This window comes from Streptomyces odontomachi (assembly GCF_024435355.1).
Classification (GTDB): Bacteria; Actinomycetota; Actinomycetes; order Streptomycetales; family Streptomycetaceae; genus Streptomyces; species Streptomyces odontomachi.
In genome coordinates this window covers 17,645-33,684 of the sequence record NZ_JAMJWG010000014.1, presented here as the reverse complement: position 1 = coordinate 33,684, position 16,040 = coordinate 17,645, and the positions used below count along the sequence as shown (strand labels likewise).

The 16,040-nt window shown below is 72.4% G+C and carries 10 protein-coding genes; 1 reads left to right on the top strand and 9 read right to left on the bottom strand.

The window, feature by feature from the left end:
• Positions 1-153: 153 nt before the first annotated feature.
• The 9 genes from NQO67_RS26205 to NQO67_RS26165 all read right to left on the bottom strand — a co-directional run bounded on the left by NQO67_RS26205 (position 154) and on the right by NQO67_RS26165 (position 15,166).
• The gene (locus tag NQO67_RS26205) at positions 154-1,179 is read right to left on the bottom strand and encodes a DNA polymerase Y family protein (protein WP_255952733.1); all 1,026 of its coding nucleotides are present in this window, start codon (positions 1,177-1,179) and stop codon (positions 154-156) included.
• Positions 1,176-4,883: a DNA polymerase III subunit alpha gene (locus tag NQO67_RS26200; RefSeq protein WP_255952732.1), complete on the bottom strand. Its 3,708-nt coding sequence runs from the start codon at positions 4,881-4,883 to the stop codon at positions 1,176-1,178. Before NQO67_RS26200 ends, NQO67_RS26205 begins: the two co-directional genes overlap by 4 nt.
• A 356-nt stretch (positions 4,884-5,239) precedes the next feature.
• Positions 5,240-6,322, bottom strand: coding sequence for a S1 family peptidase (locus tag NQO67_RS26195; protein WP_255952731.1), 1,083 nt, complete (start codon positions 6,320-6,322; stop codon positions 5,240-5,242).
• A 682-nt stretch (positions 6,323-7,004) separates the two neighbouring features.
• On the bottom strand, positions 7,005-7,898 hold the full coding sequence (locus NQO67_RS26190; protein WP_255952730.1) for a S1 family peptidase: 894 nt from the start codon (positions 7,896-7,898) through the stop codon (positions 7,005-7,007).
• A 797-nt stretch (positions 7,899-8,695) separates the two neighbouring features.
• The gene (locus NQO67_RS26185) at positions 8,696-10,012 is read right to left on the bottom strand and encodes an NtaA/DmoA family FMN-dependent monooxygenase (RefSeq protein ID WP_255952729.1); all 1,317 of its coding nucleotides are present in this window, start codon (positions 10,010-10,012) and stop codon (positions 8,696-8,698) included.
• Positions 10,009-11,091 carry an LLM class flavin-dependent oxidoreductase gene (locus tag NQO67_RS26180; RefSeq protein WP_255952727.1) on the bottom strand — a complete coding sequence of 361 codons (1,083 nt, stop codon included), beginning with the start codon at positions 11,089-11,091 and terminating at the stop codon, positions 10,009-10,011. The genes NQO67_RS26185 and NQO67_RS26180 overlap by 4 nt, the downstream gene beginning before the upstream one ends.
• A gap of 212 nt (positions 11,092-11,303) precedes the next feature.
• A complete protein-coding gene (locus tag NQO67_RS26175; RefSeq protein ID WP_255952726.1) occupies positions 11,304-13,136 on the bottom strand; it encodes an FAD/NAD(P)-binding protein in 1,833 nt (610 codons plus the stop codon).
• Positions 13,133-13,285, bottom strand: coding sequence for a hypothetical protein (locus NQO67_RS26170; RefSeq protein ID WP_255952725.1), 153 nt, complete (start codon positions 13,283-13,285; stop codon positions 13,133-13,135). Before NQO67_RS26170 ends, NQO67_RS26175 begins: the two co-directional genes overlap by 4 nt.
• A gap of 630 nt (positions 13,286-13,915) precedes the next feature.
• Positions 13,916-15,166: a DUF5685 family protein gene (locus tag NQO67_RS26165; protein ID WP_255952724.1), complete on the bottom strand. Its 1,251-nt coding sequence runs from the start codon at positions 15,164-15,166 to the stop codon at positions 13,916-13,918.
• A 422-nt stretch (positions 15,167-15,588) separates the two neighbouring features.
• Between NQO67_RS26165 and NQO67_RS26160 the strand changes: the two genes are divergently transcribed.
• Positions 15,589-16,032, top strand: a complete 444-nt coding sequence (locus NQO67_RS26160) for a cell division protein SepF (RefSeq protein WP_255952723.1) — start codon at positions 15,589-15,591, stop codon at positions 16,030-16,032.
• The last annotated feature ends 8 nt before the right edge of the window (positions 16,033-16,040 follow it).

Sequence of the window (16,040 nt, the reverse complement as noted above, 5' to 3'; positions counted from 1 at the left end):
AAAAGGGGCGCGGGGAACTGCGCAACCAGCCACAACGAACCCGCCACATCGCCACCCACCCCAGGGGGCCACCCCTGCCGCACCCACCCCCTCCCGCACACAGAACGCCCCACAGCTCACCAACCCCGTCGGCTCACCGCGCCCCCTGGGGCGCTACGCCGCGAGCGTCCCCGGCTTCACCGCCCCCTCGCCGAACTTCGCCCGGATCCGATCGGCAACCGCCTCGACCCTGCGGGCCTTGTCGTCCGCAGGGTCGAGGCTCAGCTGGTGGGCGGCGCGATCGGCGGCTCCGAGCCCCTCTGCGCGCAGCGCGATCCCCCGCACCCGGGCGCGTTGCAGTCCGAGCGCCTCGTACATCCGGTAGCCGGCCGTGGTGAGGGCGACCGTGTGGGCGGTGGGCTCGGGAAGCCTCCGGCCACGGGTGGTCGGCGCGCGCCCGAACCGGTCGGCGCAGCGCACGGTGAGGGTCAGCGAGCGGCACACCTGGCCCTCGGCACGCAGTCGCGCCCCCAGCTCGGTGGTGATCGAGAGCAGGGCGCGCCGATGCAGATACGGGTCGAGTTCATCGCGGTCGAAGGACCGTTCGGCGGCGATCGAGCGCGCCGCGGCGTTCGGCACCACCCGGGTGCGGTCGATACCGCGCGCCTTGTCCCGTAGCTCACGCCCGGCGCGCGCGCCGATCAGCCGCTGCACGGTCGACAGCGGCGCGGCGGCCACGCTGCCCACGGTGTCGAGTCCGTAGTCGCCCAGTACCCGGGCGGCCTTGGCACCCACGCCGGGGACGGCGGTGACGGGCCGATCGGCCAGGAACTCCGCGACGGCGTACTGCCCGCCGGGCACCGCCAGGGTGCCGCCGGGCACGGCGGCGCGCACCGCGGCTCCGGCCGCCATCGGCCCAGGACCGATCCCGATCGTGCAGTCCAGGCCGTACCGGGCGAGCGCGCGGACACGGATCATCGCGGCCAGGTGCACGGCGTCCCGGTCGAAGTACCGCACGGCCCCGGTCAGGTCGGCGAGCGCCGCGTCGGGCGGCAGCGCCTGGACGACGGGGGTGAACTCCCCGAGCAGTTCGAGCAGCCCGGGCAGCGCGTCGGGCGTCGACGCCGCGGCCGCGGCAGCTGACCTCGGCGCCGCCAGGCGCACATGGAACACGCCCGGGCAAGGGGCGGCCGCCGTCATCCCGCGCTCCCCGGACTCTGGTGCCAGAGCTTCCTCGGTTTCCGCGCGGGGTCGGCGCCCTCCCCCGCCGGGCGGAGGTCCGCCCAGGGGTGCATCTCGTATCCCGTGCCCATCCGGATGCGCCGCCCGCCGGTACCGTCCGGCGGTTCCGCGCCGGCGCCGCCGTCCGGCCGGTCCGGAGCGGGGCCGGACGGCTCGGCCAGCCGGGCGGCCACCGCGTCCAGGCCCCCGTCGGCCCGCAGTTCGAGCAGTTCGGCGAGGTCCCAGGCCGCCGCGCCGACCACGCTGAGGCTGCGTGGTCCGCGCCGCTGCACCACTCCGCGCACCAGCAGCAGCCAGGAGTGGAAGACGGTGTGCGCGCACGCGGCGTGCGCGTCGTCGAAGAAGGCGAGGTCGACCAGGCCCGTGCCGTCGTCCAGCGTGGTGAAGATGACCCGCTTGCCGGAGCGGATCGGGGGCGTCTGGGTGGCCGCCTTCGCGCCCGCGACCAGCACCGTCTCACCGTGCCGTGCCGAGCGCAGCCGCCGCGCCGAGAGCACGCCGAGCTCGCCGAGGAACGCGGCGTGATCGTCCATCAGGTGGTGCGAGACATCCATGCCGAGGACGCCCAGCTCGGCGCTGAGCCGTTCGGCGTCGCTCAGGTCGGGCAGTCCGGCCCCGGCGGTGCGCCGCCCGCCGGCGAGCGGGAGCTGCGGGCCGTAGCCGCCCCGCGCGCCCCGGTGCAGCTCGGTCAGGTGCAGTTGCAGGTCGCGCCGGTTGGCGCCGAACGCGTCCAGCGCGCCCACCTGGGCGAGCCGCTCGGCGACCGGCCTGCTGGGCCTCGCACGCTGCCAGAAGTCCAGCAGCGAGGCGTACGGCCGCCCGTCCGCGATCCGGGCCGCCTCGGCCTCGCTGATGCCGTACACGTCGTCGAGCCCGAGCCGAAGCCCCCAGCGACCGGGCGTCGCGGCCTCCTGGTCTTTTCGTCCAGATGGTCCCGTTCCGCTCCCGTGTTGAGCGTCTTTCACCCTCACGCCATCAGACACCAGTTCGATATGATGAGCGACCGCCGACCGGTTGACGTCCAAGGGCAGCACCGGCACACCCCGGCGTCGCGCGTCCGCGAGCAGCAGCCGCTTCGGGTACATCCCGGGGTCATGGGTGAGCAGGCCCGCGTAGAAGGCGGCCGGATGGTGGGCCTTCAGCCAGGCGGACTGGTACGTCGGCACGGCGAACGCGACGGCGTGCGCCTTGCAGAAGCCGTAGGAGCCGAAGGCCTCGATGATCTCCCAGGTGCGGGCGACGGTCTCGGCGTCATAGCCCTGCGCGGCCGCCTGCTGGGCGAACCACACCCGGATCCGCCCCTGGGACTCGGGGTCGGACAGGCCGCGTCGCACCCGGTCCGCCTCGTCGCGGCCGCAGCCGGTCATGATGTGCAGGATCTCGATGACCTGCTCGTGGAAGACCACCACGCCGTAGGTCTCCTCCAGCGGACCGGCCAGGTCGGGATGCGGGTAGCGGATCGGTGCGCGGCCGTGCCGGGCCTCGATGAACGGGCGCACCATGTCGGCCGCGACCGGGCCCGGCCGGAAGAGCGAGATGTCGACGACGAGGTCGTGGAAGGTGGCGGGCTGCAACCGTCCGACGAGATCGCGCTGCCCCGGCGACTCGATCTGGAAGCAGCCCAGCGTCTCCGCCGAGCGAACCAGACGATACGTTTCTTCATCCCCTCTGCCACTGGCGCCCGCCCCCGCGACCGCATCCAGGTCGATCCGCTCGCCGGTGGCCCGCTCGACCTCCCCGACCGCGTGCGCCATCGCCGACTGCATCCGCACGCCCAGCACGTCGAGCTTGAGCAACCCGAGCTCCTCCACGTCGTCCTTGTCGAACTGGGACATCGGGAAAGGGGCGCCCCCCTCGCCCGGGCCGGCGTGCGGGACCTCGCTGCTGGTCGGCACCACCGGGGTGCGGTGGAGCAGCGACGCGTCCGACAGGAGCACCCCGCACGGATGCATGGCGATTCCGCGCGGCAGCGCGTCCAGGGCCTCGACCAGGCTCCAGAACCGGTCGTGAGGACCGTGCCCGTCCGACCGGGACGCGCCCGGCGTCCAGCCCTGTTCCTCGGCCAGTCCGCGCAGCTCGGGCAGTTCCTGAAGCGCGGCGCGCGCATCACGGGCACGGATGTGCGGGAAGGACTTGGCGATCCGGTCGATGTCCGCCGGGTCCATGGAGAGCGCGGCGCCCACGTCTCGGATCGCATGCCGCACCCGGTACGTCTCGGGCATGGAGACGGCCGCGACGCGCTCGGCGCCGAACCGGTCGATGATCCTGCGGTAGACCTCCAGACGGCGCGCGGACTCCACGTCGATGTCGATGTCGGGCAGCACGGCCCGCCGCTTGGACAGGAACCGCTCCATCAGCAGGTGCTGTTCGACGGGGTCGGCGTTCGCGATGCCGAGCAGGTGGTTGACGAGCGAGCCGGCGCCCGAGCCGCGTGCCGCCACCCGGATGCCCATCTCCCGCACGTCGTCCACGACCTGGGCCACGGTGAGGAAGTACGAGGCGAAGCCGTGGTGGGCGATGATGTCCAGCTCGTGGTGCAGGCGCTCCCAGTAGGTGCGGGCGTCGGGGCGGCGGTCATACCCGTGCAGCACCATGCCCCCGGCGGCGCGGGAGGCCAGGACGCGCTGGGCGGTGCGCCGGCGCGCCCCGACGAGAGCGGGCTCGGGGAAGTGCACGGAGCCGATGCCCAGGTCGGTCTCGGGGTCGACGCGGCACTCCGCTGCGGTGGACCGGGTCTGCTCGAGCAGGCGGTGCGCGGTGTCCGGGCGGTAGCCGGCGGCCGTCATGACGCGTTCGGCCACGGCCTGCATCTCGGCGGGGCCCTTGAGCCAGCGCTCGCCGCAGTCCAGTTCCCTGCGGGGGTCGATCGGGACCAGCCGGCGGGCCGCGTCGAGCACGTCGGCGACCGGGCCCATGCCCGGATCGGCATAGCGCACGGCGTTGCTCAGCACGGGACGTACGCCCTGGTCGGCGGCGAAGCCCACGGTGCGGGCGGCCAGCCGCAGCGAGCCGGGCCCCGTGCCGTCCCGGCCGTGCCAGACGGCTTCCAGGCGCAGGGCGTCGCCGTAGAGCTCCCGCCAGGGACGGAGGAGGCGAGCGGCGCGGTCGGGGCGGCCGGCGGCCAGCGCACGGCCCACGTCGGACACGGGCCCGAGCAGCACCGTCAGGCCCTCGGCCGGCAGCTGTGACCAGGTGAGCAGCGGCTCGCCTTCGGCCTGGTGCGCCGCGGAGACGAGCCGGCACAGCTCGCTCCAACCGAGGGCACCCTCACGCGCGAGGAAGGTGACGCGCGGCGCGGACTCATCCCGGAAAGCGCCGCCTCGCACCGGCGTACGCCGGGCAGCAGTGGCGTGACCCGCACCCGTTCGCCCGGTATGGGCGCTTATCGCGCTTTCTCCGCCGAAAGCATCTGCTTGCCCCAACCGGGTCTGCTCCGTGCGGCTCTGCTCCGCCACCGCCAGCTCCACTCCGAACAGCGGGCGCACCCCCGCCGCCTCACACGCCCGACCGAAGCGGACCGCACCCGCGAGGGTGTCCCGGTCGGTGAGGGCGAGGGCGTCCATGCCGCGCTCGGCGGCGCGCTCGGCCAGCCGCTCCGGGTGCGAGGCCCCGTACCGCTGGGAGAACCCGGACGCGATATGCAGATGCGTGAAGCCGGGCACCCGCACCTCCGATCCGATCCACTCTCGCCCCCTCCCCCACCATAGACCAACTTCGAACGTGCGTACGAGTCGATACGGTCGATGCCCCGCCCGCCGCGTCCCGGCCGCATGCGCAGGTCAGGGCAGGCGAAAGGGCCGGCCCGTCTCAGACGGACCGGCCCTTCGGGGGTCGTACGGATCAGCGGACGGCACAGGGCACGCACGGCCGGGACACCGGCAAAGGCGCCTTCGTCGATGTGACCACTCCGGCCGTCCGGCCACCCGGTCGCCACGGTCTGGCCGAGGCGACCGGGGGTCGGACGAAGCGGTTCACTCCCGGCCGCGCCGGCCGAACCCGCTCAGGGTGATCGGCCGGGTCAGCCGATCTCGGCGCCGAAGGTGGAGAGCGCCTCGGGAACCGGCTGGAAGAACGTCTCCCCGCCGGAGGTGCAGTCGCCGCTGCCACCCGAGGTCATGCCCAGCGCGGTGGAGCCGTCGAACAGCGAACCGCCGCTGTCACCCGGCTCGGCGCACACATCGGTCTGGATGAGACCCTCCACGACGTCGCCGTTGCCGTAGTCGACCGTGGCGTCCAGGCCGGTGACGGTGCCGTCGTGGACCTGCGTGGTCGAACCGCTGCGCGTCACCTTCTCGCCGACGGTGGCGTCACCCGCCTCGGTGATGGACTGCGTGCTGCCGTTGTAGAGATCGACCGCGCTCGGGTGCTCGACGTCCCCGGTGTACTTCACCAGGCCGAAGTCGTTGCCGGGGAAGTCGGAGTCGGCGTTCTCACCGATCACGTTGCCGCTGGAGTCGGACCACGTGGTGATCTCCTCCGTGCAGTGGCCCGCAGTGATGAAGTACGGCTCGCCGTCCTTCACCACGTTGAAGCCGAGCGAGCAGCGGCCGATGGAGGGGTCGCTGATGGCGTCGCCACCCGCGATGAAGGGCTTGAACTGGCCCTTGGTCTGCTTGAGCTCGGCCTTGCCGCCGAGGCTCTTCACCAGCTGGGTGACCTTCTCCAGCTTCGTGCCCGTGACGGTGCGGTCCGCGGTGACGACCACCTTGTTGGAGGCGGGGTCCATCACCCAGGAGGTGCCCGGGGTGCTGTGGCCCTTGATGGTCCGCTGCGCGCTCTTCAGCTCGGCGAGGGAGTTCTGGACGACCTTCGCCTTGGCGCCGGCCGACTCAGCGGTGCGCGCGGAGGCCTCGTCCAGGACGTTCACGACGAGACTCTTGGTCTGGGCGTCGTAGTACGTGCCCGCCGCCTTCGCGCCAAGGTCCGATGTCAGCGACGAAGCGAGCTTTCCGGCCTTGGCCAGGGTGAGGGTGGCGGGGGTTGCGGTGGGGGTGTTCGTACTCGCGTTCGCAGTTTGCAAGGCGATGCCAGCGCTCACCAGAGCGATGACGCTCGCGCCCGCAATGACGGCACGCCGCTTGGGTATGCGTCGGTGCTTCAATTCACGTCCTCCTGTGGGGGGTCGATTCCGTGGAGTGGGGTCCCCGGAACCGGAAGGCGTTCGAGCACGGACCCGACATACGGTAAAAAACCGCGTCCGTGCCCGTTGGTGACCCCTACTATTCCGAGGGGCACAGCCGGCACACAAGGTCGACTTCAGGTCGAACGAACGGCAAGTCCGCTGCGTATGCACAGGGTTGACCCGCTGTGGTCACACCACGTCGATTCCCGTTGCAAACGATGAGTCCGGCTGGATGCCTGGCGACAGATGATAGTCACAGCTGTCCGAAAATTGACCCCTTCAGCCCGGCCATGGATCCAAGACGGCCACTGAAAGGTCCCATTTGATCGGCCGCACCGGGCAAATGCGACCGGTTCATCACCGTAAAGCGGGATGTGACGGGTACCTACGGACGGACAGGTCGTTGTCCGAAAACGTGATGCGCCACGCGCCGAGACGCCACGCGCCGGGGACAGGCCCGAGCAGGACGCGGGCACAGAAGAGGCCCCCGCACACCGCGAGGGTGTGCGGGGGCCTGCGTTTCCTTCGTGACGGGCATGACGGGCCGGGCTCGACGGGCGTCGGATCCACCGCGTGGACCGGCCGTGCGGATCGACCGGGTGCGTCAGCACACGGTGCCGGCGCCCGTCAGTACCCGACGTGTGTCAGCGCACGACGCCCGTCAGTACACCGAGACGCCGTAGGCGCTCAGCGCCTCGGTGACCGGCTGGAAGAAGGTCTCGCCGCCGGAGGTGCAGTCACCGCTTCCACCGGACGTCAGGCCGTAGGCCGTGGTGCCGCCGTAGAGCGGACCACCGGAGTCACCGGGCTCGGCGCAGACCGTGGTGTCGATGAGGCCGGTGACGACCCCGTCGCTGCCGTAGTCGACGGTGGCGTTCAGTCCGGTCACCCGGCCGCTGTGGGTGCCCGTGGTGGAGCCGCGACGGTAGACGGTCGTGCCCACGGACGGGGTGGCCGCGCTGGTGATGTCCTGGCTGCCGACGGTGCCGTCGTGGGTGACACCGGAGGCGTACTTGACGATGCCGTAGTCACCGCTGCCCGGGAAGGTGGAGCCGGCGGTCGAGCCGATCACGCTGCCCGAGGAGTTGTACCAGGTGCCTGCGCCCGCGGTGCAGTGACCGGCGGTCAGGAAGTAGTAGGTGGAGCCACTGCGAACGTTGAAGCCCAGCGAGCAGCGCCACTGGGTCGTCTGGATCGTGTCTCCGCCGGAGAGCAGGGGCTTGAAGGTGCCCGACACGTGCTTGATCTCGAGAGCGCCCGCATTGGCGCCCGCGGCCTCCTTGATCTTCTGGATGTCCGCGTCGGTGACTCGCTCGTCCGCCTTGACGACGACCTTCTTGGTGGCCGGGTCGGTGTACCAGGCGGTGCCGGCGACGTCCGCCTTCAGCACGGAGTCGTTCGTCACGGCGAGCTGGGACGCGCTGTAGGTGCTGCCGTCGGCGGCGTGCGCCGCGGGGACGGCGAAGCCGGCGGCCGCCACCAGACCGGTGGCAACAGCGATCAGGCGAGTCCGTCTTGCAATACCACTGCGGGGGGTGTTGCGCTTGATCCTCACTGCTCGTTCCCTCCTGGGGGACGTCGGGGGCCCGCTTTCGTGGGGTTTGGGGCCCGTGAGGCGCAGCCAGGAGATGCATTCGCATCAGGAGAGGTGTCCGGATTGCGAACGCGCCGTGCTCCTGACAAGCGCTGATCGGAGTATTTGTTCGCCTGGCACCCGGCCACAAGGGCGCCTTTCGGCCGTCTGCGCGCAGACAACACCCCGGCCCCGCTGGCCTGCCTGCGCCTTTGCGCGCGCCACCGGGGTTCTCGTGATCAACCGACCGTGTGACGTGCAGGCGGCCAAAGGGGTTCCCGGACACACCGGCACAGCGGGCTTCGGGCGCCGGGTCGGGCGACCGGCGACGAACACCCGGTCAGCCGGGGGCTTCGGACGCCGCATCACCCGTGGCTCCGGGCCGGCCCGGCAGGCGTCGACCGGCGTGGCCGCGCGACCGGCGACCCGCACGCAACGGAAGCGGAAGCTCCCGTTACCGTCCGTCCCGTCTGCGAAGACGGCACACCGCGGCCCGCCCGCCCCGCAACCACCCGACGCGTGCAGTTCCGGCCGTCTGCCACGCGTGCAGGAGCACCGCACAGGCCGCGTGTCCGCCGGTGCCGGTCCAGCGCCGCCCGGCCGGACCACGGCGAACGGCCGCTCGCTCGCCCCGCGGAACCGGCCCGCTGCGGTCACGGTGAACGCGACCGCAGCGCCATCGAGGACAGCCCGAGCCCGGCCACCGCGAATGGCTGGAACGCGACCTTGCAATTCGCCCTTACATTCGATCATCCCCTAGAGTGCCAGTTTTACAGCTTTCAGCCGGTTCCGGCTGCCGCCGATCCGGGGCCACGCAGCCCGAGGTGGGCACGCAGGGTCGTGCCCGTGTACCGGGTACGGAAGACACCGCGCTCCTGGAGCAGCGGCACCACCTTCGCGACGAACTCGTCCAGGCCCCCGGGCGTGAGATGCGGCACCAGGATGAAGCCGTCCGCGGCGTCGCTCTGCACGAAGGCGTCCATCTGTTCGGCGACCGACGTGGGGGTACCCACGAAGGCCTGACGGGCGGTGGTCTCGATCACGGTCTGCCGGATCGACAGGCCCTTCGCACGGGAGACGGCTCGCCATCGCCGCGCGGTGCCGATCGGGTCGGCCCCCTTGACCCTGCCCTGCACGACCGTCGCGCCGGGGTCGGGGTCGAAGTCGGGCAGCGGCCCGTCGGGGTCGTAGGACGACAGGTCCACGCCCCAGACCTGCTCGAGGGCGACGATGGCGTTCTGCGGGGAGATCTGCTGCCGCCGGATCTCGGCGGCCCGCTCCTGTGCCTCGGCCGCGGTGTCACCGAGCACGAAGCCGACCCCGGGCATGATCTTCAGGTCTTCGGACCGGCGCCCGTGTCCGGCCAGCCGCCCCTTGACGTCCCGGTAGAACTCCCGGCCTGCCTCCGGCGTGCCGTGCCGGGTGAAGACGACGTCGGCGGTCGCGGCGGCGAAGGCACGGCCCTCGGGTGAGTCGCCGGCCTGGATGACGACGGGGTGGCCCTGCGGGCAGCGGGGCACGGTGAAGGTGCCCTCGATGTCGAAGTGCTGCCCACGGTGCGCGAAGGGCCGCTGCCGGCCGTCCGGCGGCCAGGAGTCCCACAGCTCGCGGGCGGTGGCCACGAACTCGGCGGCGCGCGTGTACCGCTCCGCCCGGTTCAGGAAGCCGCCGCGCCGGAAGTTCTCGCCGGTGAAAGCGTCCGACGAGGTGACCACGTTCCATGCGGCCCGGCCGCCGCTGAGGTGGTCGAGCGAGGCGAGCCGGCGGGCCAGCTCGTACGGCTCGTTGAAGGTGGCGTTGACGGTGGCCGCGAGGCCGAGCCGGTCGGTGACGGCGGCCAGCGCGCTGAGCACCGTGAGGGACTCCGGACGGCCGACCACGTCCAGGTCGTGGATGCGCCCCTTGTGCTCGCGCAGGCGTAGCCCTTCGGCGAGGAAGAAGAAGTCGAACAGGCCGCGCTCCGCGGTGGCGGCCAGATGCGTGAAGGAGGCGAAGTCGATCTGCGACCCGGAGCGTGCGTCGGACCAGACGGTGGTGTTGTTGACGCCCGGGAAGTGGGCGGCCAGGTGCATCTGCTTCTTCGGCGCGCTGCTCATGCGGCTCCCCCGGCGCGGGCGTGCCGGTTGGCGGGGTGGGCCAGGCCCAGGTGCTCCCTGAGCGTGCTGCCCGGATAGAAGGTGCGGAACGTCCCGCGGTGCTGGAGCAGCGCCACGGTGCCGTTCACGAGGCGTTCCAGGTCACCGTGCGGCTCGGCCGACCTGAAGTGGAAGCCGTCGACGGCGCCGGCGGCGTGCCAGTCGGTCATCAGCTCCGCCAGGTCGACGGGGCCGCCCCGGTAGAAGGGGCAGTCGGCGGTGCGGCGCGGTCCGCCACCGCCGTGGCCCCGTGCGGCGGAGTGCTCGCCACCGCTCAGGTCGACGGCGAGCGAGGCCAGCACCCGCAGGGTGTCCGGGTCCCGGCCGTACGCCCGCGCCGCGTCCCGCAGCTCGGTGCGGGACGCCGCGGCCTCGGCGCCCGACGTGGCGGGGATCAGGGCCACGTCGGCATGGCGTGCGGCGGCGTCACGGGCCGCGGGCTGGGCGGCGTCGACGACGATCACCGGGTGGCCCTGCGGAGGCCGGGGCACGATCGAGGGGCCCTTCACGAAGAAGGTGCCGCCGTGGAAGTCGACATAGTGCAGCTTGGTGCGGTCGATGAAGCGCCCGGTCGCCACGTCGCGGATCTCGGCGTCGTCCTCCCAGCTGTCCCACAGCCGCCTGGCCACGTCGGCGACGTCGGCGGCCTCCTGCCAGAGCGCGTCGACGGGGACGGCGTGCCGGCGTCCGAACAGCCGGGCCTCCTCCTCGGTGGCCGACACCTCGGCCTGCCAACCGGCCCGGCCCCGGCTCACCCAGTCGAGGGTGGCCACCGCCGCCTGGACGTGGAAGGGCTCGGTGTGCGTGGTCGTCACCGTCGGCACCAGGCCGATCCGCGTGGTGGCGGGCGCGACCCGGGCCAGCACCGCGAGCGCGTCGAGGCCGGGCCGGACGAAGGAGTCGCCGAGGGTCACGAAGTCCAGCGCACCCTGCTCGGCGAGGCGGGCCATCGCCACGGGGCCGGTCGCGTCGTACGCCCCGGGGCGGTCGAGGGCGACGGCCAGGTGCAGCAGCCGTCTCCGACCGGTCCTTGCGGTCATGGTGTGCGTCCTCTCTCTTGCCGGGCCGGAGCGTCGTCATGGGTTTCGCGGTGGGTGCGGTGTGGTGCGGTGCGGTGCTGCTCTTGCGGGGGGTGCCGCGGGAGGTGGGGTGTCAGGAAGGAGGGGTGCCGGTTCGCGGATTCCGGGTGGTCGGTGCGCGTGCCGGACGTGGCTGCGGGGCCGTCTGAGGGCGTCCGCGGCAGGCGCCACCCTCAGGCGGCCGCCGGACAGCCCTGGTCGCGCAGGAATCCGAGCACGGCCCGGGCCACGGCGTCGTTCTGCCGGATCACCGGGCTGTCGGTGCGGGGCCTGCTGAACGTCGCGGCGCCCCGTGCGTCGGTGTACGGGCCGAGCGCGAACCGCCGCGGATGCGCACGCCCCGTCCGGTCCAGGACCCGGAAGTCGTCCGGGTCGACGGCGAGCAGCCCGGCCGGGGTGGCGGCGGCCCCGTCCGCGTACAGCCGTGCCAGCAGCGGATCGCGGACCCGGTTGCCGGCCGGGTCCGGCAGCCGGGCCTCGACCAGGGCGCGGGCCGTGACACTGCACGGCACCGTCCTGCTGGTGGCCGCGTAGGCGCCGGGGCGTGCGGTCACGGTCATGCCGGCGCCGAGGAACCGCACCAGGCCCGCCCGGGACAGTGCCAGGAGTTGCCGCAGCCGGGGTCCGGGCGGGCCGGAGGCCATGAAGCTGAAGAACCCGTGCCACCACGTGCCGATGTCACCGAGCCTGACCAGTTGCCCGTACACCGACAGCAGCGCGAAGAACACGGCCAGGTCGGCGTCGTGCGCGGGGTGGTGCCGGCGCGCGAGGTCGGCGCGGACATGGCTGCGGAGCCGCTCCTGGAACGCGGGGAGCGCGGCGTACCGCACCCCGGCCAGCGGGCGGTCGAGCGCGGCGAGGTCGAGCCGGTCGGCCGGGGCGGGCACGGCCACCGCCGCGAGCACGCCGAGGTCGGGCCCGTACGGATTCGCCTCCGCATAGGCCTTCTCGAAGGCGGCCCAGGTCCAGCCGGCCCGGGTGCGCTCGGGGTGGGCGGTGAACAACCGGTGGTAGTGGGCGAAACCCAGCTCCTTGGCGACGAGCGGCCAGGCGTCGCGGCGGAAGTCGAGCCCGCCACCGGACCCGCCCGCTTCGGACGGCTGCCCGCGGCGCGCCAGCAGGGCTGCCACCTCGGCGGGGCCGAAGAACCGCGGCAGTGGCGGCCGTTCGCCGGCCAGGGCGTAGCCGATCTTGGAGTGGTAGGGCACCCCGCGGCGCGAACCGACGTACAGCACGGGCTCGCGCCCCGAGGGGCGGTAGGTCAGCTCGGCCGGGTCGCCGCCCTGCTTCTCGAAGCGCCCGCCACGTCCCTCGCCGAGCAGCACCATGAGGTCGACGAAGGCCTGTCCGAAGCCGCGCACCAGCACCGGCTCGCCCGGCGCGAGCGCCGTCAGGTCGCTGTCGGCGGTGTAGTCCGGCGGTAGGTACGTCAGGCCGTGGCGCCGTGCGTGGTCGGCGAGCGCGCGCTGTTCCTCGTCGAGTGCGGCGTCGAGGTGGCCGAGGGCGAGGACCACCAGGTCGGCGCTGAGCGGCTGCGCACTGCCGTCGAGCCAGACCTGCTGGCGGCCCTTGCGCGGGCCCGTCACCCGCAGTGCGCGGCGCGGGTGGTAGTGCACGGTGATGCCGGACGGCAACGCCGCCAGGGACTTCTCGTACACCCAGTTCAGGTAGCCGCCCTGGAGCCGGCGGTCGGCGAAGGTCCGTCCGGCGATGCCCGCCCACTCGTGCAGGGTGGGCCCGGTGTGCAGCGGGCCAGCGAGCCGCACGCTCTCGTCGCCGAACATGGTGACGTCCTCGGCCTGCGAGTTCATCCACAGCAGCGGGGACTGGTCCTGGCGCCAGATGCGACCGCCGCCCGGCGGGTACGGGTCGACGAGGTGGATGTCCAGCGGGGTGCCGGTGGCGAAGTCCCAGCCTGCCTGGCCTGCCGGTGCGTTGGCCGCGATCCGCTCCAGGATCCCGGTGCCGCGCGGCCCCGCGCCCACGATGACCACGGTGTTCCTCATCGGCTGCGCTCCGGGCCGCGCACGCCGTGCCGCTGGCCGCGCGTATCCACGATGGCGGGGGTGAAGTAGCCGTCGGCCACGTCCCGTTGGCGTGCCGGGTGGCGGCGGGCGGCATCGGGAAGGGCGCGGACGAGGGTGCTCGGGGGCATGCGAAGGCTCCGTGGATTCTTGATCCCACACGGGTGGTGGCCTTCACACGGCACGGGCGGACCGAAGCCCCTCAGCGACGGTCCGTCACGCTGAGATTACGCGTCTCCTCACAGGGCTTGTCAACGGTGTCCAGAGTGTGGGCAGTCCGTCTCAGGAGCGGGTTGACGTGCACACGAATGCCTGTTCCACTGTGCTCATGTATCCGCAGCTGTGGCTGGTCTCGCGCTCCCACATCGACTTCGGTCGCGTGTGGTCGGCATCGTGTTGTTGATGCGCGCGTGAGCGGACCACGCTCCCGGCCGCCCGCTGCGGTCTGAGGCCGCCCTGCGGGCTACCCACGGTGGCCGGTCCCGTCGCGGACCGACCCGCGACGCCCGCCCTGGGGTGACGCCTTCGTCCCGTGGCCCGCTGCGTTCCTGGTCGATCCGACGGCGCCCCCGCGCGCCGTTCCTGCCGTGTCGTCACACGCTGCTTCTCCGGCGCCGGCACGCGCTTCTTCTGCGTCGTCACATCCCTTGTGCCTTCACACGTCCCGCCGGCCCGGCCGCGCCGCATTCGCGGCGCGCGACGGCTGCACCCCCTCCCCTCCGCCGTTGTCGTCCAGCAGTCACACAGTCAGCAGTCAGCAGTCAGCAGTCGCAAGAACAGTCGCAGCAGTCGCAATCACAGTCACAACAGTCGCAGTCACAGCAATCGCAGTCGCATATCGAACAGTCGCAGTCGCAGTCGCGGCACACGCCTTCGCGCTTCCTGCCCGACCAGGGGCCCTCGAACTCATTGGCGCAGCACACCTGGCAGGTGCAGCAGAGCCCGAGTCCGATGGCGCACCCGGAGAGGAAGCCGCGTGACCGGCGCGGTGGTTCCGGCAGCCCGGGCCAGGACCCACCGCCGGGAGTCGGCGGGTAGGGGCTGCCACCGGGGCCGGACGGGTGCGGGTGCCGGCCCGGCCCGGGCGGCGGGTACGTGCTGCCGGCCGGGTCAGCCGGAATCGGGCCGCCCGGCCGGGCGCCCTGATGGGTACAGGTCGTGGTGCCGAAGGCACGGTCGACGGAGCGGCGCAGTTCGTGCACCAGCAGCAGGTGGGTGAGCCGGCCGTCGGTGAACTCCACGTCGCGCAGGGCGAGCCGGATCCCGTGCAGTGCGTCGTCGGCGAGGCGGCGCGCCTCGGCGTGTCCGGTGCCGGTGGCGGTGAGGGGGTTCCAGGCGCCGGTAGCCGCGTCGACGGTCCGGTCCTCGACGGCGTCCAGCAGATGGGCGAGCCGTCCGAAGAGCCGGCCGGCCTCGGCGAGCGGTGCGGCGTTGTGCGGCCGGCCGGCGAGCCGGGCGGTGTGCGCGAAGGCCGCTGCGGTCGCGGTCTCGGTCGGCTCGGTGAGGTGCAGCAGCGGGGTGCCGGGTCCCGCCAGGGCCTCGACGTCGAGCTGCCGGTCGACCGCCTCGACGAGCACCGCCGTGTCGAAGCCGACCGCGGCACCGGTGCGTTCCCCCGCCCGGCTCCAGCCCACCGCGACCCGGCGCGCCGCGGCCGCGACCGGACGGTGCGCCAGCAGTCCGTCGCCGTCGGCCACATGGTCGCGCACCTTGGCGGCGGCGAGGACGAGGGAAACGGCGGCAGCCAGCCGGGCGCCTTCGCCGCGGGCGACGGACGCGGTGCGCATGCCGCGCAGGGGGCACGGTCCTGCGGTGCGCCGTGCATCGCCCGGCGTGGCGGACTGAGCCTCCGTCAGGACGGATATCAGCAGCCCGTCGTAATTGGTGACCACGCGTGCGAACTGGCCGTGGTCGGCACGCAGCGCCAGACAGAGACCGCACAGGTGCGCCGTCCACTGGGCCTTCATGCCGGCGCCGAGACGATGACCGCACGGCCTGACGATTCCGAACACTTGCTCCCCCGTGGTGTTGTCCCAATTCCTGGACGGCATAGGCGCGCTGTTCGATCACCGCGTACTCTCAGCCGCGTTTCGGTGCCCTCACCCACCCCGTGGCAGTGACGCGGCGTATACCAGCGGCGGTTCGGCGCGCCGCCGACGACTACCGCATGACCTGCGGCATCGTACCGACCTCGGCGGGTTCACCCGTACGCCGCGGCTGTCACCCGTACGCCGGGAAGAATATTATTTCACTCTCAGTCAGCAACTCTGCACGGTAAGAAGCTTGAGTATCAAGGCGCAAAGAGGGAATGTGTGTGCACCAGTACCGTCACGAAATTCCCGCGCGGCGACTATCCCCTTGGCGCGGCATCCGCATCATGGACAACCATAGGGGTGGATGCGGAGGAGAATGACCGCGGCGAGAGGAGGCGTCCATGGGATCGGTGCGCAAGGCGAGTGCCTGGTTGGGCCTCGTCGACGACAGCGACGACGAGCGTTACTACGACGGCTACGAGGAAGACGGATCCGACAGGGAATCCGGCGACGCCTGGGTGACCGACCCCCGGGTGCGGATCGCCGACGAGAAGGCCGAGGCACAGGGCCGCCGGATCGGTACGGTCACCCCGGACAGCTTCCGGGACGCCCGCATCATCGGCGAGCTGTTCCGCGACGGCGTTCCGGTGATCATGAACCTCACGGCGATGGAGCCCGCCGACGCCAAGCGCGTGGTGGACTTCGCGGCAGGCCTGATCTTCGGTCTACGCGGCTCCATCGACCGGGTGGCCACCCGCGTCTTCCTGCTCACACCCGCCCACACGCAGATCGTCAACGGTCAGACGCTTGGTCGCCCGACCGACGGATTCTTCAACCAGAGCTGAGGTGAGGC